Raw genomic sequence first — 18080 nt, 5'->3', positions numbered from 1 at the left:
ATCCCGTCGGGCACGCCACAGCGCTGACCCAGTTCACCACCGCGTCGCCGGGAGTTGTCCGGAGAGCCGTCGGAACCGGATAGAACGTCCGGCATGACCGAATCGACCCACTCCCGCCGCTCCTTGTTCAAGGCCGGTTTCGCCGCGTCGGCCGTCGTCGGTGGGGCGTTGCTCCTGCCCGAGGGCGCCTCCGCCGCGCCGTTGGCGCGCCGCGCGCGCCCGGTGCTCACGCACGGCGTCGCGTCCGGGGACGTCACCACCGGTTCCGGCATCATCTGGTCGCGGGCCGACCGGCCGGCGCGACTGGTCGCCGAGGTCGCCCGCGACGAGTCCTTCCGGCACGCTCGCAGAGTCCCCGGGGACATCACCACGCCCGACACCGGCGGCACCGGCAAGGTGCGCGTCGCGGGGCTGCAGCCCGGGACCGAGTACCACTACCGCGTCACGGCCGTGGACCTCGACGGCCGCACCTCCAGCGAGCCCGTCACCGGCCGGTTCTCCACGGCGCCCGTCGGTCGCCACGACACGCGCATCCTGTGGAGCGGCGACGTCGCGGGCCAGAACTACGGCATCAACCCCGCGTTCGGCGGCATGACCATCTTCTCCGCCATGGCCGATCGCCGCCCCGACCTGTTCCTGCACAGCGGCGACACGGTCTACGCCGACGGGCCGCTCACCGAGACCGTCACGCTGCCCGGCGACGGCGGCACCTGGCACAACATCGTCACGCCGGAGAAGGCGAAGGTCGCCGAGACCCTCGACGAGTACCGCGGCCAGCACGCCTACAACCGCCTCGACAAGAACTTCCTGCGCTTCGCCGCGCAGGTCCCCAGTTACGTCCAGTGGGACGACCACGAGGTGCTCAACAACTGGTACCCCGGCGAAGTCCTCAACGACCGTCCCGAATACTCCGAGAAACGCCTCGACGTGCTGGCCCCGCGCGCGTACCAGGCCTTCCACGAGTGGCACCCCATCGACAGCCGCCGGGCTGTCGACGGGCGGGTGTACCGCAGCTTCCGCTACGGCAGCCGCGTCGAGGTGTTCGTGCTCGACATGCGCACCTACCGCAACGCCAACACGGCGGACCAGACCAAGCCCGGTTACATCCTCGGCGACAAGCAGGCCCGCTGGCTCGCCGACGCGCTGGACCGCAGCACCGCGACGTGGAAGATCGTGCAGGCGGACATGCCGATCGGCCTCGTGGTCCCGGACGGCGCGGCCATCGAGGCCGTCGCCAACAACCGGCCGGGCGCGCCCGGCGGTCGTGAGACGGAGCTGGCCTGGGTGCTGCGCGAGATCTCGCGCCGGCGGGTGCGCAACGTCGTGTGGCTGACCGCCGACGTCCACTACTCCGCCGCGCACCACTACTCGCCCGACCGCGCGGCCTTCAAGGACTTCGACCCGTTCTGGGAGTTCGTGTCCGGCCCGCTCAACGCCGGCGCGTTCGGGCCCGGCGCCCTCGACCCGACGTTCGGTCCGGAATCGGTGTTCGTCCACGCGCCGACGACGCAGAACTCCTCGCCCGCGCAGGGGTTCCAGCACTTCGGCGAGCTGAACGTCGACGGTGGCAGCGGCGACCTGCGCGTGGACCTTCGCGACGCCACCGGCAAGTCCCTGTGGTCCAAGACCCTGCACCCGCAGGGCTGCTGAGGGCGCCGAAACCGGCCGCACGCGCGGGTCGGCTAGGCTCGCGCCCGATAACACGAATCCGCACAAGGAGAAACACCGTCGTGACTGAACGCACGCTGGTCCTCGTCAAGCCCGATGGCGTCGCGCGCGGCCTCGTCGGCGAGGTCGTCTCGCGCATCGAGCGCAAGGGCCTGAAGCTGGCCGCCCTCGAGCTGCGCACCGTCGAGCGCTCGCTGGCCGAGGAGCACTACGCCGAGCACAAGGAACGTTCGTTCTTCGGCGACCTGCTGGAGTTCATCACGTCGGGTCCGCTCGTCGCGATCGCCGTGGAGGGGCCGCGCGCCATCGCCGCGTTCCGCCAGCTGGCCGGCGGCACCGACCCGGTCGAGAAGGCCACGCCGGGCACCCTGCGCGGCGACTTCGCGCTGGAGACCCAGTTCAACCTGGTGCACGGCTCCGACTCCCCGGAGTCGGCCGAGCGTGAGCTGAAGCTGTGGTTCCCGGACCTGTGAGCCGGGCTTGAAAGCCGGGGCGGCGCCGAATGGCTCCGCCCCGGCTTTTCCCGTTTCCGCCAACACTTTCGAGGTGTCATGACACTGTCCGCCGAGGACTATCTGGCGCACTTGCGCGCGCTCACGACCGAGTTCGCCGAAGCCGCGAACGATGGTGAGGCGAACGCGCCGGTGCCGGACTGCGCCGGCTGGACGCGCGCCGACCTCGTGACCCACCTCGGCGGCATCCACCGCTGGGCGGCGGAGATCGTGCGCACCGGCGAGCCGCAGCAACTGTCGGCCGCGGAGGTGCCCGGCGACCTCGCCGCGTGGTACGCCGAGAGCGCCGCGATGCTGCTCACCGCCCTCGAAGCGGCCGACCCCGCCGAGAAGTGCTGGCACTTCGGCGGCACCCCGAAGACCAAGGCGTTCTGGTTCCGCCGCCAGCTGCACGAGACGGCCGTGCACCTGATCGACCTCCACGGCTGCGCGGCCACCACGCTGGTCCTCGACCCCGTCGTGGCCGCCGACGGCGTCGACGAGGTGCTCACCGCGCTGCTGTCGCGCGTCACCCGCTGGCACGCCGTGCCGCCGCTGCCCGAGCCGATCACGCTGCGGGCCACCGACACCGGCGACGAGTGGACGGTCGTGCCGGGGGAGCCGCCCGCGGTGGGCGAAGGCGAGGCCGCCGCCACCGTCGAGGCGAGCGCGCAGGAACTACTGACGCTGTTGTGGAAGCGCGGCGAGATCACGCCGCGAGTCACGGGCGACGAGGAGCTGGCGCGCGCCTTCCTGAAAGCGCCGCTGACCCCTTGATCGGAACCGCCCGTTCTGAGCCATTCAGGCGGCGTTCACCCCGAATCCTTCCGCCGGCCGGGCTGCTCCACTTTGCTGGGCGAAGTCACTCACTCGATACTGGGGTACCTGGTGAAGAAGTCACGCTCCGTGCTGCTTTGCGCCCTTTGCACACTGTTCGCCACCGCCGTCACCGCGCCGGCGTACGGCGATCCGCTCGCCGCACCTCTCGGCACGCGGCCGGTGGAAGGCACGCCCGCGGCGTCCTCGGCCCGCGAAGCGCCGGTCACGGCCGCGGCGACGACCGACGACGGCCTCGAGACCAGCAGCGCCACCTCGGCCATCGCGCCCGGGCTGCAGCTTACGCAGTTCGACCGCTTCGACCCGGCCGGCTGGATCCGCGGTGACACACTGAGCGTCGACCTCACCAGCAAGGTCCTCAAGCCCACGTACCTGAGCCCTGGCACGGTTTCCGCGCGCACGCCGCTGTCGCAGCAGGTGGCGCGCACCGGCGCGGTGGCCGGAGTCAACGGCGACTTCTTCGACATCAACGCCACCGGCGCGCCCGAGGGCGTCGGCATTTCCGACGGGCAGCTGCAGACCGCGCCGGCCGCCGGGCACAACACCACCGCCGCGATCACCGACGAGGGCCGCGCGAAGCTGGCCGACATCTTCCTTGAAGCGTCGGTGCAGCTGCCGGACGGGCGCAGCGTGCCCGCCACGAACTTCAACAGCCCGGTGCTGGGCAAGGACGCGCTCGGCGTTTACACACCGCTGTGGGGTGCTTCGGCGCGCGCGACTTCGGTGGCCGGCGCCGCGCGGGTGGCCGAGGTCGAGGTGCGCGACGGCGTGGTGACGCAGGTGCGCTCGCAGCCGGCCGACGGGCCGATTCCCGCGGGCAGCACCCTGCTGCTGGGCCGCGAAGCCGGCGCGGACGCGTTGGCAGCGCTGAAGGTCGGCGGCCACGTCGGAGTCTCCTACGCGCCGCGCTCGGACGCCGGGAAGATCGCCGTGGCCGTCGGCGGCAACGAAGCGTTGCTGAGGGACGGCCAACTGCAGCCCGTCGACGACACCACGCTCGCCCCGCGCACCGGCGTCGGCTTTTCCGCCGACGGCAAGCATCTGTGGCTCATGACGGTCGACGGCCGGCAGGCCGACAGCCGCGGCATGACCGAGGCCGAGCTGGGCCGGCGCCTGAAGGCCCTGGGCGCCGACGATGCCATCAACCTCGACGGCGGCGGCTCCTCGACGCTGCTCGCACGCGGTGAGGGTGAGGCCGCGCCGAGCGTGCGCAACGCCCCGTCCGACGGCGGGGAACGGCTGGTGCCCAACGGGATCGGCATCAAGACCGAGCCCGGCAGCGGCCGGCTGACCGGCTTCGCGCCGGCTCCCGCGCAGAACACGAAGAACGCCACCCGAGTCCTTTCCGGACTGTCGCGCGTGCTCGTCGCCGACGGCCACGACGAGACCGGCGCGGCCGTCGCGGCGCACTCGCGGTGGAGCACCTCGGACCCAGGCCGCGCAACCGTGACGGACAACGTGCTCACCGCCCAGGCCGACCGGCAGCACCCGGAAGCGCGCGAAGACATCTCCGTGGTCGTCCGCGACGGCAAGGCGTCCGGTAAGACGACCGTGTCGGTGCTCGGCACACCGGTGCGAATGGGCACGAGCACCGCGCAGGTCGCCCTGTCCGGCGCGGGCGCGCACAGCACGTTCCAGGTCTTCGGCTACGACGCCGACGGCTACGGGACCTGGGTGGAGCCGCGCGACGTGAAGCTCGCCTACGACCCCGCCGTGGTGGATGTGAAGCCCGCCGCCGACGGGTTCGAGGTCACGGCGAAGGCCGCTTCGGGCGCCTCGGCGATCGCGGTGCACGCGGGCGGGCTGACCGAGCACCTGGCCGCTTCCGTCGGCACCGAGCCGCAGGTGGCGTCTCCTTTGGACGGTCCCGCCGGCTGGAGTGCCAGCGTGTACCCGGCTGTGGTCGGAGCCGCGTTGTCGCCGGCTGAAGGACGCGACGGCGGCCGGGGCCTCGCCCTCGACTACCGCCTCACCGGCACCACGGCCACGCGCGCCGCATACGTGACCGCCGCGACGCCGTTGCCCGTGCCGGCCGGGACGCAGAAGATCGGCCTTTGGGTCGACGGCGACGGCAAGGGCGCCTGGCTGCGCGCGGAACTGCGCGACGCGGCCAACGTGGCGTCCATTGTGGACCTCTCGCTCAGCGTCGACTGGACGGGCTGGAAGTACGTCACCGCCGCCGTGCCGGCCGGGCTGCCGGACGGCCAGCGCCTCACCCGCTTCTACGCCGTGGAGAACGTGCCGGACCAGCAGTACGAGGGCCACCTCGTGTTCGACGACCTCACCTTCGAGGTGGCGCCGTCCACGTCCGTGCCCGCCGATCCGGTCGAGCACGACCCGGCCCTGGTCACCGACGGCACGCTCGGCACCGGCGGCCTGCGGATCGCGGTGCTCAGCGACGCGCAGTTCACCGCCGACGCGCCCGACGGCCCGCTGGTGGCGCAGGCGCGCCGCGCGATGCGGGAGGCCGTGGCCGCGAAACCGGACCTCGTGCTGATCAACGGAGATCTCGTCGACCGCGGCACGGCGCCCGACTTCGTGCTGGCGCGCAAGGTGATCACCGAGGAGCTCGACGGCAAGGTGCCGTGGTACTACGTGCCCGGCAACCACGAAGCCGAGGGCGGCAACGGGCTCGCCGACTTCGAGGCCGCGTTCGGGGTGACTCATCAGGTGGTGGACGTGCGCGGCATCCGGCTCGTGCTCATGGACTCCTCGCGCGGCTCGCTGCGCGCAGGCGGATTCGACCAGGTGCGAATGCTGCGCGACGCGCTCGACGGCGCCGCCCGCGACGGGTCGATCCGCGGTGTCGTCGTCGCGATGCACCACCCGGTGAAGGACCCGAGCCCCACGGGCAACTCGCAGCTGGGCGACCGCAAGGAAGCAGACCTGCTGCAGACGTGGCTGACCGATTTCGAGCAGTCCTCGGGCAAGCAGGCGGCCGCGATCGCGTCGCACGCCGGGGTGTTCAGCCTGTCGCGCACCGACGGCGTGCCGTACCTGGTCAACGGCAACTCGGGCAAGACGCCCGCGGCCGCGCCGGGTGACGGTGGGTTCGTCGGCTGGACGCTCGTGCGCGTCGACCCGGCGGCCAAGGACCAGCCGGTGCGCTTCGAGACGCGGCCGAACATCGACGCGCTGACGCTGTCCGGGCCCGCTTCGCTGCGGTGGGGCGCGAAGGCGCAGCTGACCGCGACGCTCACGCAGGACGGCCGGGCCGTGCCGGTCGCGTACCCGGTGAGCGCGGACTGGAGCGGGTTCTTCGCGCACGTCGGCGCGGGGCGTCCGGCACCGTGGGACGTGGTGTCGTACGACACGGCGAGCGGCGTGCTGACCGCGTTGCACCCGGGTGTCGCGCGGATTTCCGTGACGGTGAACGGCGCTTCGAGGGATCTGACGGTCACCGTCCGCTGACCGATCGGGAAACCGGTCGAAAACTGTCGGTGCTCCCGCCTAGTGTCGCATGCGTGGCAGAGGCAACGGCGGAACCGGCACTGGTGCAGGCGAAGGCACTGGTGAAGCGGTTCGGTGAGTTCGAAGCGGTGCGCGGCATCGACGTCGAGGTGCGGCCGGGGGAGGCGTTCGGGTTCCTCGGGCCCAACGGCGCCGGGAAGTCGTCGACGATGCGGATGATCGCGTGCGTGTCGCCGCGCACCGACGGTGACCTGCGCGTGCTGGGCATGGACCCGGACGTCGACGGGCCGCGCATTCGTGCGCGCCTGGGCGTGGTGCCGCAGGAGGACAACCTCGACGTCGAGCTCACCGTGCGGCAGAACCTGCAGCTCTACGGCCGGTATTTCGGCCTGTCGCGGACGCACGTGCGGGCCAAGGCCGAGGAGCTGATGGAGTTCGCGCAGCTGAGCGACCGGGCGGAACAACCCGTCGACTCGCTGTCCGGCGGCATGAAGCGGCGGCTGACGATCGCGCGGTCGCTCGTGAACGACCCGGAGCTGCTGCTGCTCGACGAACCCACCACGGGCCTCGACCCGCAAGCCCGGCACCTGCTGTGGGACCGCCTGTTCCGGCTCAAGGCGCGCGGCACCACGCTCATCGTCACGACGCACTACATGGATGAAGCAGAACAGCTCTGCGACAGGCTCGTCGTCATGGACGGCGGCCGGATCGCCGCCGAGGGCTCGCCGGCGGAGCTGATCGCGCGCTACTCCACCCGCGAGGTCGTCGAGCTGCGCTTTTCCCCGGGCGAGCAGGCCTCGGCCGCCGACGCGCTCGACGGGTTGGCCGAACGCATCGAGGTCCTGCCCGACCGCGTTCTGCTGTACACGATGACGGGCGAGGCCACGCTCGAGCGCGCCCACGAACGCGGCCTGCGCCCGGTGTCGAGCCTGGTGCGACGCAGCTCGCTGGAGGACGTGTTCCTCCGGCTGACGGGCCGGACGTTGGTGGATTGATGACGGTGACTTCGACCGGCCGCGTCGTCGGTCCTTGGCGCGGCGCGTGGCTGCGCGTCGAGGGCCACTGGATGTGGTACCGGCGCCACTGGGTGAGCACGTTGTACTCCACGGGCCTGCAACCGGTGCTCTTCCTGGCCGCCATGGGCCTCGGTTTCGGCTCCCAGGTGCAGGCGGGCCCGGCGACGGGCGGCGTGTCGTACCTCGTGTACGTCGCCCCGGCGTTGCTCGTGGCGGGCGCCGCCCAGCTCGGCGTCGGCGACTCGACGTACCCGGTGCTGTCGGGCTTCAAGTGGCAGAAAGACTACTTGGCGGTCACGGCCACGCCCGTGTCCGCCGGCCAGCTCGTCGGCGCGCACTTCATCTGGGCCGCGCTGAAAATCACCCTCGCCAGTGCAATCTACGCGGTGATCGCCGTGTTCTTCGGCGCGTGGCAGAACTTCGGCGCCGTCCTGGTGGTCCTCGTCGGCACGCTCACCGGCCTCGCCTGCGCCGCTCCGATGACAGCGCTCGCCGCGAAGACGTTCGACGAGGGCCAGCGCTTCGGGCTGCTGTTCCGCTTCGTGGTGATGCCGATGACGTTGTTCTCGGGCACGTTCTTCCCGATCAGCCAGATCCCGCTGTACCTGCGGTGGCTCGCGTGGCTGTCGCCGCTGTGGCACGGCACGCAGCTCGCCCGGGCCGGCACGCTCGGTGGCGTCGGCGGGCTCGCGGTGCTCGGGCACGTGGCGTACCTGGTGGCTCTCGTCGTGGTGGGCTGGGCGCTGGCCCACCGCTGGTTCTACCGTCGGCTGGTGGCGTGATGACCGACCTCCGTGCACCCGAGATCCCGCAGCGCCGAGGGCTGCTCATCCGCGTGCTGCCGCCCGGCATGTACAGCGGGCGCGCCGGCGCGTTGATCGAGCGGGCGGTCACCGTCTACGGGCGGTCGTGGACGATCCTGCTGTCCGGCGCGCTGGAGCCGTTGTTCTACCTGCTCGCGTTCCAGGTCGGGTTCGGCAAACTGGTCCAGACCGTGCCGGGGCCCGACGGGCGGCCGATGAGCTACGTCGCGTTCGTGGCGCCCGCGCTGCTGGCGTCGTCGGCGATGAACGGGGCCGTGTTCGAGAGCACGTACAACCTGTTCTTCAAGCTGCGCTACGCGAAGACGTACGACGCCATGCTCGCCACGCCCATCGGTCCGCTCGACGTCGCGCTGGGGGAGATCGGCTGGGCCATGCTGCGCGGCGGGCTGTACTCGGTGGCGTTCATGGCCGTCACGGGCACGATGGGACTGCTCACGTCGTGGTGGGCGCTGCTGCTCCTGCCGGTGGCGCTGCTGGTGTCGTTCGCGTTCTCGGCCATCAGCATCACGCTCGTGAGCTACCTGAAGTCGACGTCGCAGTTCGACTACATCCAGCTCGTGCTGATGCCGATGTTCCTGTTCTCCACCACGTTCTTCCCGATCACGGTCTACCCCGAGGCACTGCAGTGGCTGGTCCGGTGTTTCCCGCTGTACCACGGCATCGAGCTCATGCGCGGCCTCGCCACGGGCTTCTTCTCGTGGAGCATGGCGGGCAACCTCGCCTACCTGCTGGTGCTCGCGGCGATCGGGGTCTGGGGGTCGACGCGGCGGATCGCGAAGCTCCTGCTGACCTGATCGGGGTGTCCAAAGTGCGACCTGTCGTATTTCGGCCACGGCGAAGATCGTGACGGCGCGCCCGGACTGCCCCAGGCTGACCGGATGCACGGAAGACCCCTGAAGCTGGCCGCGCTCACCGCCGGCCTGTCCCTCGCCCTGGCCGTCCCCGCCTTGGCCGAGCCTGCCCACGCGCAGCCGTGGCAGCTCGTCGGCCCGAACAGCGCCGGCGGCCACCTCGCGTTCACGCCCGACGCCCCGGCGCGGCTGTACGTGCTGCCCGACAGCGGCCGCGCCGTCTACCGCACCGACGACCACGGCGACACCTGGACCACGCCAGGTCCGTTGGGCGCCAACGGCACCGCGATCGCGGCCGACCCGCGCGAAGGGTCCGTCGTCTACGTCGCCGCCACCGACCCGGCCACGGGCACGGGCGAGGTGCTGCGCAGCGACGACGCGGCGCGCACATTCCGCTCCGTCGCCACGAGTCCGGGACTGCTCGCATCCGTGGTGGTGTCGCCGCCAGGCGAGGACGTGTTCGCGGCGGGCGACGACGGCGTGCTCACCAGCACCGACCACGGCCGCCACTGGGCGAAACTCCCGGGCGCACCGGCGGGCGTCACCGACCTCGCTCTCGACGGCGACCACCTGTTCCTCAGTACCAGCAGCGAAATCCACGTCGTCGACAACGCGCTGAGCCACCCGCGCGCGCCGCGCAAGCTCTCGGTGCCCGGCGCATCGTATTTCTCGAACCTGGCCGCGGCGGACGGCGTCGTCGTCGGCTCGGGTGTGCTCGGCAGCGGCGTGCTCTCCACCGACGGCGGCCGGACTTTCCGCACGCTGACCGGTCCGTGGGGCGCTGACGACGCGATGGCGTTCACCGGGCTGACCTCCGCCGGCGAGCTCGAGGTCCAGTCCATCGCCTCGCCGCAGCCAGACGGCAGCGCCGGCGCCCGCGACGTCTGGGTCAGCCGCGACCGCGGCCGCACGTGGACCGACTACCCGGCCGCGACCGGTGCGATCGACCTCTATTCCGAGATCGGCAGCTTCCCCGACCGCCGGCGCGAGCAGGTCGTGGCAGCGGCCGCGGGGATCTTCACCACGCGGGACTCGGTGACGTTCCGGCGCATCGGCGTGCCCGACACCGAGGTCAACGCGCTCGCGAGCGTCGGCCCGGCGCTCGTCGCGGCCACGCGCAGTGGCACCTACCGCTCGACGGCGCCGTTCGCGGCGCATCTCGCGCGTGGCTACCAGGACTGGGGCTGGACCGGCCAGGCCCCGCACACCTTGGGCAACTCGATCGGCGCGCTCGCGACGGTGTCGGCCAAGGCCGTGCTGCGGCTGCGCCAAGGCTACTGCGAGGTCGACTGCTTCACCGTCGAACACTCCGGCGACGGCGGCAGCACCTGGCAGCAGTTCGCGACCGTGCCGGGCAACTCCCGCGCGCTCGCCGTCGACCCGCGCGACCCGAACACGGTCTACGCGGGCAGCTACCTCACTCCCGCCGTCTACACGAGCCACGACGGCGGCCGCACGCTGACGCAGCACGCGCTCGCCGGCCTCGACGGCGTGCAGTCGATCGCCGTCGACCCGCGCTCCCGCGGTGCCGTGTGGATCGGCGACGTCACCGGCCTCTACCGCAGCACCGACGGCGGCACCACTGCGCAGAAGCTCTTCGACGGCGAGGTCGCCCATGTGACCGTCGACCCGCGCGACGCCCGCCACGTCGTGGTCACCGGCGCCGGCTTCGTCAAGGTCAGCACCGACGGCGGCGCCACCTTCCGCCCCGCGGCCGGCCTCGGCACGGCCGGCTACTCCGATGCCGCCTTCACCCGCGACGGCACCCTCTACGTCTCCTCCGCCGACAAGTACGAACCCGGCGCCGGCGTCCTCCTCAGCCACGACGGCGGCCGCCACTTCACCAAGCTGCCCACCCAACCGGCCGACCACGACGTCCGCACCCTCCTGCCCTCGGCCGACGGCCACTGGCTCCTCGCCGGCACGGGCGCGGGCGTCTACCGCCTGCCCCTGCACTGATCCGCGGGGCCGGGTGTCCGCCGTGGACACCCGGCCCCGGTCCTCAGTGGACAGTCAGCCGTCGAGCCAGCCGAGTTTCGCGACCTGCCACGCGAGCTGCATCCGGCTCTGCGCGTCCGCCCGCTGCATCAGATCCTGCAACCGCCGCTGAACCGTCCGGTGGCTCACCCCGAGGTGCTTCGCTATCGACTTGTCGCTCACGCCGCCGACGAGCAGCGACAGCAGCCGACGCTCGTCGGGCGACAACTGCGCGTCGGCAGGAACGCCGTCGATGCGCAGGGGAGACGCGCGTTCCCAGTAGCTCTCGAACAGCGCCACCAACGCGGTCACCAGGCTGCTGCCCAGCACGAGCGCGGCGGTCGGCTCGCCCGTGGCCTCGTCGTCGGCGAGTGGGCACAGTGCGAGTGCCCGGTCGGCCACGGCGAGGCGCACTGGCAGCTTCGCGATCGTGCGCGCCCGTTCGCCCAGGCGGATGCCTTCGGCGAGGCCCGCGATCGCGCCCGGTTCTTCGAGCAGCGCGGTCTCGTACAGCACCCGGAAGCGCACGCCGCGGGCCAGGGCGCGGAACTCCTCGTCGTTGTCGGCGGCGGGCATGGCGATCGGTGCTTCGCGGCAGAACCACAGCACCTCCTCGCGCGCGTCGCGCTGGAGGCTCAGTGCCTGCTGCCGGATCGCCTCCGCGCCGGTGACGACCTCGACCAGCCGTGACGAATCGCGCCGCCGCGCGCTGTCGCGGTACTGCTCGGCCAGCTCCGTGACCGCGGCGCGGGCGCGTTCGAGCTCCGACTGACCGTGGCGCAGCAACGGCCCGAGCGAGACGTCGGGCGGCGCCGGCACGTAGTGCTCGCCGGTGCGGCTCACGAGCCGCTTGGCCACGAGCGAGCCGAGCACCCGCTCGGCTTCGGCCACGGTGAGCCCCAGCCTCGTGGCCACGTCGCCGGCCGCGGCGCGGTAGCCACCCACGAGCACGCGGAACACCCGCTCCTCGTCGGCAGTCAGGCCGAGCGCTTCGAGCACCGCACCTCCTCGCGCACGTCAGCGGAACCGCGTCCGGACATCCAACCCGGGGCACCGAGGGCCTATCGCGCGGGGTTCGGCGGCCCCGTCTCCGGCGGGGTCACGGCGGCGAGCGCGTCGACGAGGCCGTGGCCGTAGAAGCCGTTGTAGCTGTCGTAGCCGGCGCAGTAGGCGTCCTGGGTGCCGTCGCCGGTGAGGTCGTAGTCGTCGGGGCACGGCATGGGCGTGGCCGCCGTCTCCAGGGCGCGGCGCAGGTCCGCGGCCGACATGCCGGGGTGCGCCGACTTCAGCAGCGCCAGCACGCCCGCGACGTGGGGCGCGGCCATCGACGTGCCGCACAACGGTGCGTAGCCCCCGGGCACGGTGGACACCACGCAGCGCCCGGCCTCGCCGCCGGGTGCGGTGACATCCACCACACCGAGGCCGTACGAGCTGTAACCGGCCTTCACACGGTCCGCTCCCACGGCCGACACCGCCAGCACGTCACGCAGGCCCGCCGGCAGCGCTTCGCATTTCGCGGCCCCGGCCGTCGGCACGCCCGAGTGGGCCGACGGCGTCAGGTCCACGGCCTCATTGGTCGCCGCCGCGACGTTCAGCGTCCCGGCAGACGTGCCGTACTCCACCGCGCGCGCCAGCACCTCGTGGACGACACCGCGGTCGTCGCCGCGCACGCACGACAGGGACCACGGGTTCACGAACCAGCTGCTGTTGGTCACGGGCAGGTGGTGCGCCGCCGACCACATCAGCCCGCACACCGCGGCCTCGGGATCGGCGTAGCCGCGGTCGTCGATCACCTTCACCGACGCGATCCGCACGCCGGGCGCCACGCCCGTCACGCCCTTGCCGTCGTCGGCCGCGGCGATGATGCCGGCCACGTGCGTGCCGTGTACCGACGTCGTGGGCTGCCAGGCCGCCGGCCGCGGATCGGGGACGCCCGTGAGGCAGCCCGCAGAGTCGGCCGGGTCCATCGCCGCGGCGAGGTCGGGGTGGCGCGGGTCGACGCCGGAGTCGAGCACGCCGACCACCACGTCGCGGCTGCCTTCGCTCACCTGATGCGCGACGGCCGCGCCGACCATCTTCATGTCCCACTGCTCACCCGACAGGTCGGCCGTGGACACCTGCGCCGGGTCGCTCAGGTGCAGCTCGGCCCGCGCGGGCTGCGGCCGCACCGCATCGCCGCTCGCGCGCTGAGTCGCCAGCCGGGTGCCTTGCGCGCTGAACGCGCGGTCGAGCCCGATATTCGACCCGAAGTCCGGATCATCCGAAGTGACGACACCGACGGCGATCTGCGGGTAGTACCCGGACGAGTGACCGCAGGCGGTTTCCACCTGCTCGCGTGCGGAGTCTTCGGAGGTGCCCCGGTCGAAGGCGACGACGTAGCGCAAGGTTCGCCCGGACGGGTGGCAGCTCGGCTCGTCCGCGCTCGCCGGGCCGGCGGCGAGGCACCCGGAGAGCGCCGCGACGAGGCACACGGCCGCGCGCAGCGGCCGCGCCAGCAGGGACACCGGACCTCCTACCGGACGCAGGAAACGCCGGGCACCCGCGCGCACGCGTGCCCGAGCCGCACGGTAACCAGGCTGGGGCGGCGGGACAAGCGGAACGGCCAAGTTCGCACCGCCCACGGCACGCCCGAGTGGCCGCGCAAGGCACCGACTACACCGGGTGCACCCCCGGGTGTGGGATACTCACGTCGACCGCCTCGACGACGGGCATCCTGCCTGCGTCGTGAGTGGTCCGGAGGAGTGCCGGACCGGCACCACTCGCGTCGCCCCCGGGAGGCCGGGCAGCTCGACGTGGTGGGGCTGGCCCGTGAGGGGTCGGAGCCAGGCCGGCGCGCCGCCGAGGAGACCTGACCGTGCCCGGTTCGCCGAACCCCGGTGGACCGCGCGGTTTGCCACGCAAGGATTCCCGCCGCTGGTCACCACCACGGCGGGCACGGAACAGAAAGGGCCCCTGCGCGGCCGCGTCATGACCGGTGAGAACCGGCAGACGCGCCCGGGGGCGGAGGAGACACATGTCGAACGCGGACACACCCGCCGATCAGACCGGCGGGAATACCGCCGCACCCGTGACCAGTCAGCTGGGGGAGCTGCCGCCGCGCATACGCGTGCACGCGCTCGCCAAGCTGCTTGGCTCCAGCAGCCGCGACCTGCTCGCCAAGCTGGCCGAGCTGGGCGAGAGCCCCCGCAGCGCGCAGTCGAGCGTGACGCGCGAGGTCGCGGTCAAGGTGGCCGAGGCGCTCGCCCCGGCCGAAGCGGCCGAGAGCGCGCCCGAGGTCACTGCGGCCACCGAGAGCACCGTGACCCCTGAGGTCGCCGAGGTCACTGAGCAGCCGGCTCAGCCCGAACCCGTCCAGGCCGAAAGCGCCCCAAGCGCCGAGACCACCGAGCAGCCCGCCGAAGAGCAGGCCGCTCCCGCGCAGCGCGAGCCGCGCCGCCGCGTCCGCCGGGCCGCCGTGCCCGCGGTCGTCGTGAGCGACCCGCCCGCGGAGGTCGAGGCCGAGGAGCCGGCGCAGGCCAAGCGCCCGGTGCACGTGCCGGTGTTCGCCGCGCCGTCACCGGTCTTCCTGCCGCCGGAGCCCGAGCCCGCCGGCGAGCGGCCCGCCCGCAGCCGGCCCGCGCCGGTGTTCGGCGTCGGCCCGAAGCCGGTCGCCGAGGAAGCGCCGGCCGAGGACGAGCAGGCCGAGGACACCACGGGCGAGGACACCGAAGACCGCTCCGACGACGACGAAGACGGTGCGGCCGGTCGTCGCCGGCGTCGTCGCGGCCGCCGTGGCCGCGGCCGGGGCAAGGGCGGCGACGAGGGCGGCGCCGAAGACGACGAGCCCGCCGACGAGCCGGACCGCAAGCGCGGCGCGGCGAAGCAGGACGACAAGCAGGCCGACAAGCCCGAGAAGCAGGCTGACAAGTCCGACAAGGCCGACTCCGAGCAGGGCGAGCAGACCGAGTCCGAGGACTCGTCCGGCGAAGCCGATGCCGACGGCGACTCCGACGGCGAGGGCGAGGGCGGCAGCCGCCGCCGGCGCCGTCGCCGGCGGCGCAAGGGCGGGGACGACGACGGGTCCGACGCGACCACCGACGACCCGCCCAACACCGTCACCCACGTGCGCCAGGCGAAGGCCGAGCAGCCTGAGCGCCCGGCGCGCGACGAGGTGCGCAGCGTGCGCGGTTCCACGCGCCTGGAGGCCAAGCGCCAGCGCCGCCGCGACGGCCGCGAGGCCGGCCGCCGCCGCGCCCCGATCCTGTCGGAGGCCGAATTCCTCGCCCGCCGCGAGTCGGTGGAGCGCACGATGGTCGTCGCCGAGAAGGGCGACTCCACGCAGATCGCGGTGCTCGAGGACGGCGTGCTCGTGGAGCACTTCGTCACCTCGGCCGGTACCGGGTCGATCGTGGGCAACGTCTACCTCGGCCGCGTGCAGAACGTGCTGCCGAGCATGGAGGCCGCGTTCATCGACATCGGCCGCGGCCGCAACGCCGTGCTCTACGCCGGCGAGGTCGACTGGGACGCCGCCGGCCTGGAGGGCAAGGCCCGCAAGATCGAGCAGGCCCTGTCCACCGGCGACAGCGTGCTCGTGCAGGTCACGAAGGACCCGGTCGGGCACAAGGGCGCCAGGCTGACCACGCAGATCTCGCTGCCGGGCCGCTTCCTGGTCTACGTGCCGGCCGGCGGAGCCACGGGCATCTCGCGCAAGCTGCCGGAGAACGAGCGGCGCCGCCTCAAGGACATCCTCAAGCGGATTGTCCCCGAGGACGCGGGCGTGATCATCCGCACCGCGTCGGAGGGCATCGTCGAGGAGGAGCTCGACCGCGACGTCCGGCGCCTCAAGGTGCAGTGGGACGTCATCAAGGAGAAGGCCGACGCCGGTGCCGCCAAGAAGGGCGGCGCGCCGACCATGCTCTACGAGGAGCCCGACCTGCTGGTGAAGGTCGTGCGCGACCTGTTCACCGAGGACTTCGCCAAGCTCGAGGTGCAGGGCGGCAAGTCGTTCGACACGATTCACTCGTACGTGGAGCACGTGGCCCCGGACCTGGCCGACCGGCTCAAGCGCTACACCGGCACCGGCGACGTGTTCGCCGACCACCGGATCGACGAGCAGATCACGAAGGCGCTCGACCGCAAGGTCTGGCTGCCCTCGGGTGGTTACCTCGTCATCGACCGCACCGAGGCGATGACGGTGATCGACGTCAACACCGGCAAGTTCACCGGCTCGGGCGGCAACCTCGAGGAGACGGTGACGCGCAACAACCTGGAGTCGGCGGAGGAGATCGTCCGCCAGCTGCGGCTGCGCGACATCGGCGGCATCATCGTGATCGACTTCATCGACATGGTGCTCGAGTCCAACCGCGAGCTGGTGCTGCGCCGCCTCACCGAGTGCCTCGGCCGCGACCGCACGCGCCACCAGGTCGCCGAGGTCACGTCGCTGGGTCTGGTGCAGATGACCCGCAAGAAGATCGGCACGGGCCTGCTCGAGGCGTTCTCCACGCCGTGTGAGCACTGCAAGGGCCGCGGGGTCATCGTGTCCACCGAGCCGCAGCGCACCGGTGGTGGCGGCAACGGCGGTGGCAACAGTGGCCACAACCACGGCAACGGTGGCGGCGGCGGGGACACCAAGAGCTCCCGTCGCTCGCGCGGCCGCGGCAAGGGCGACGAGCAGCAGGCCGAGCACACCAAGGTCGCGGAGCCGACCCCGGCGCCCACGCCGGAGCAGCGCGAGTCCGTGGTGTCGGCCGTGCAGGCGATGGTGAACGCGTCGAAGGCGGCCCACAAGGGCGAGCACGAGGGCGAGCCGGAGCCGCACGTCGAGGACGAGCCGAAGCCGCTGGCCGAGGCCGTGAAGACGGTGGAGACGGCGCAGGAGACGGCGGCCCCGGCCGCCGAGACCCCCGCGCCGGCCGTCGAGGAAGCGACTCAGCCGGTTGAGACGGTTGAGAAGACCGAGGTTGCCGAGACCGCTGAGGCGGCTGCGTCGACTTCGGAGACCGAATCCGAGGTCGAGGTGCCGGCTCCGGCCACGCGCCCCACCCGGCGCCGGTCGCGCCGAGCGGCGTCACGCCCGGCGGGTCCGCCGGTGCACGCCTCGGAGCAGAGCTGAAAGACCACGTAGGGGACCCCGGTGTCCATCCACCGGGGAACCTCACGTAACCTGTAGTACGGCCTGCCACCAGAGCAGGCCGCTGCGCGAGCACTTGGACCGCCTCCGGGCGGGCCGTCCGCGCCAGCCCCCCACCCGATTGCCTAGTAGTTACAGGGCCGAGTTAATGCAGGAGACTTCCGTGTCGGCGTACGCGATCGTCAAGACCGGCGGCAAGCAGTACAAGGTGGCCGTCGGCGACGTCGTCGAGGTCGAGAAGCTCGAGGGCGAGCCGGGCACCGAGCACACCTTCCCCGCCGTGCTGTTCGTGGACGGTGGCGAGGTCACCACGGACGCCGACGCGTTGGCGAAGGTCTCGGTTACCGGCAAGGTCGTGGAGCAGACCAAGGGTCCGAAGATCCGGATCCACAAGTTCAAGAACAAGACCGGCTACCACAAGCGCCAGGGTCACCGGCAGAAGCTGACCCGCGTTGAGGTCACCGGTATCTCCAAGTAGTTCTTCGGATCTTCGTAGACTCCAGAAAGAGGCTTGAGCGATGGCTCACAAGAAGGGCGCGTCCAGCTCCCGCAACGGTCGCGATTCCAACGCCCAGCGGCTGGGCGTGAAGCGCTACGGCGGCCAGGAAGTGAACGCCGGCGAGATCCTGATCCGCCAGCGTGGCACCAAGTTCCACCCCGGCGTGAACGTCGGCCGTGGCGGCGACGACACGCTGTTCGCGCTCGCCGCCGGTGCGGTCGAGTTCGGCACCAAGCGTGGCCGCAAGACGGTCAACATCGTGCCGACCGCTGTCGAAGCCTGATCTTCCGGCTTTCGACACGCACGATCTTCTGACGAGGGGTGGAGCCGGAATATCCGGCACCACCCCTCGTTTGTCTTGTTCGTACCTTTTCTTCGCGAGTGAATAGAGGCAATG

Annotated in this window: 13 protein-coding genes; 11 read left to right on the top strand and 2 right to left on the bottom strand. The window is 72.1% G+C overall.

Annotated features, from left to right (window positions below; genetic code table 11):
- Positions 1-93 precede the first annotated feature (93 nt).
- The 8 genes from AB0M56_RS09995 to AB0M56_RS09960 all read left to right on the top strand — a co-directional run bounded on the left by AB0M56_RS09995 (position 94) and on the right by AB0M56_RS09960 (position 11057).
- Positions 94-1650 (top strand): alkaline phosphatase D family protein, encoded by a 1557-nt coding sequence (locus tag AB0M56_RS09995; protein WP_364173089.1) that lies wholly within the window; start codon positions 94-96, stop codon positions 1648-1650.
- Between the two features lie 80 nt (positions 1651-1730).
- Entirely contained in the window at positions 1731-2141 is a 411-nt protein-coding gene (ndk, locus tag AB0M56_RS09990) for a nucleoside-diphosphate kinase (RefSeq protein WP_220242889.1), read from the top strand.
- Between the two features lie 78 nt (positions 2142-2219).
- Positions 2220-2936, top strand: a complete 717-nt coding sequence (locus tag AB0M56_RS09985) for a maleylpyruvate isomerase family mycothiol-dependent enzyme (protein WP_364173086.1) — start codon at positions 2220-2222, stop codon at positions 2934-2936.
- Positions 2937-3047: 111 nt separating this feature from the next.
- Entirely contained in the window at positions 3048-6407 is a 3360-nt protein-coding gene (locus AB0M56_RS09980) for a phosphodiester glycosidase family protein (RefSeq protein ID WP_364173083.1), read from the top strand.
- Positions 6408-6460: 53 nt separating this feature from the next.
- The gene (locus AB0M56_RS09975; RefSeq protein WP_364173080.1) at positions 6461-7402 is read left to right on the top strand and encodes an ABC transporter ATP-binding protein; all 942 of its coding nucleotides are present in this window, start codon (positions 6461-6463) and stop codon (positions 7400-7402) included.
- The gene (locus tag AB0M56_RS09970) at positions 7402-8205 is read left to right on the top strand and encodes an ABC transporter permease (protein ID WP_364173078.1); all 804 of its coding nucleotides are present in this window, start codon (positions 7402-7404) and stop codon (positions 8203-8205) included. The genes AB0M56_RS09975 and AB0M56_RS09970 overlap by 1 nt, the downstream gene beginning before the upstream one ends.
- The gene (locus AB0M56_RS09965; RefSeq protein ID WP_364173075.1) at positions 8205-9041 is read left to right on the top strand and encodes an ABC transporter permease; all 837 of its coding nucleotides are present in this window, start codon (positions 8205-8207) and stop codon (positions 9039-9041) included. Before AB0M56_RS09970 ends, AB0M56_RS09965 begins: the two co-directional genes overlap by 1 nt.
- 84 nt (positions 9042-9125) lie before the next feature.
- Positions 9126-11057, top strand: a complete 1932-nt coding sequence (locus AB0M56_RS09960) for a hypothetical protein (RefSeq protein ID WP_364173072.1) — start codon at positions 9126-9128, stop codon at positions 11055-11057.
- A gap of 54 nt (positions 11058-11111) precedes the next feature.
- Here the strand turns inward: AB0M56_RS09960 and AB0M56_RS09955 are convergent, their stop codons facing one another.
- Both AB0M56_RS09955 and AB0M56_RS09950 read right to left on the bottom strand, forming a co-directional pair.
- Entirely contained in the window at positions 11112-12074 is a 963-nt protein-coding gene (locus tag AB0M56_RS09955) for a LuxR C-terminal-related transcriptional regulator (RefSeq protein WP_364173069.1), read from the bottom strand.
- A gap of 62 nt (positions 12075-12136) precedes the next feature.
- A complete protein-coding gene (locus tag AB0M56_RS09950; protein ID WP_364173066.1) occupies positions 12137-13579 on the bottom strand; it encodes a S8 family serine peptidase in 1443 nt (480 codons plus the stop codon).
- 509 nt (positions 13580-14088) lie between these two features.
- On the opposite strand from AB0M56_RS09950, the gene AB0M56_RS09945 reads away from it, so the two are divergent.
- From AB0M56_RS09945 to rpmA, 3 genes are all read left to right on the top strand, one after another.
- Positions 14089-17166 carry a translation initiation factor IF-2 N-terminal domain-containing protein gene (locus AB0M56_RS09945; protein WP_364173063.1) on the top strand — a complete coding sequence of 1026 codons (3078 nt, stop codon included), beginning with the start codon at positions 14089-14091 and terminating at the stop codon, positions 17164-17166.
- Positions 17167-17347: 181 nt separating this feature from the next.
- A complete protein-coding gene (gene rplU / locus AB0M56_RS09940; RefSeq protein WP_009081084.1) occupies positions 17348-17662 on the top strand; it encodes a 50S ribosomal protein L21 in 315 nt (104 codons plus the stop codon).
- Positions 17663-17702: 40 nt separating this feature from the next.
- Complete coding sequence (gene rpmA / locus AB0M56_RS09935; protein ID WP_364173061.1) at positions 17703-17966, top strand: 50S ribosomal protein L27; 264 nt, start codon at positions 17703-17705, stop codon at positions 17964-17966.
- The last annotated feature ends 114 nt before the right edge of the window (positions 17967-18080 follow it).

The organism is Amycolatopsis sp. NPDC051372 (genome assembly GCF_040682095.1).
In the GTDB taxonomy this organism is placed as follows: domain Bacteria; phylum Actinomycetota; class Actinomycetes; order Mycobacteriales; family Pseudonocardiaceae; genus Amycolatopsis.
This window is presented reverse-complemented; position numbering and strand designations above follow the sequence as displayed.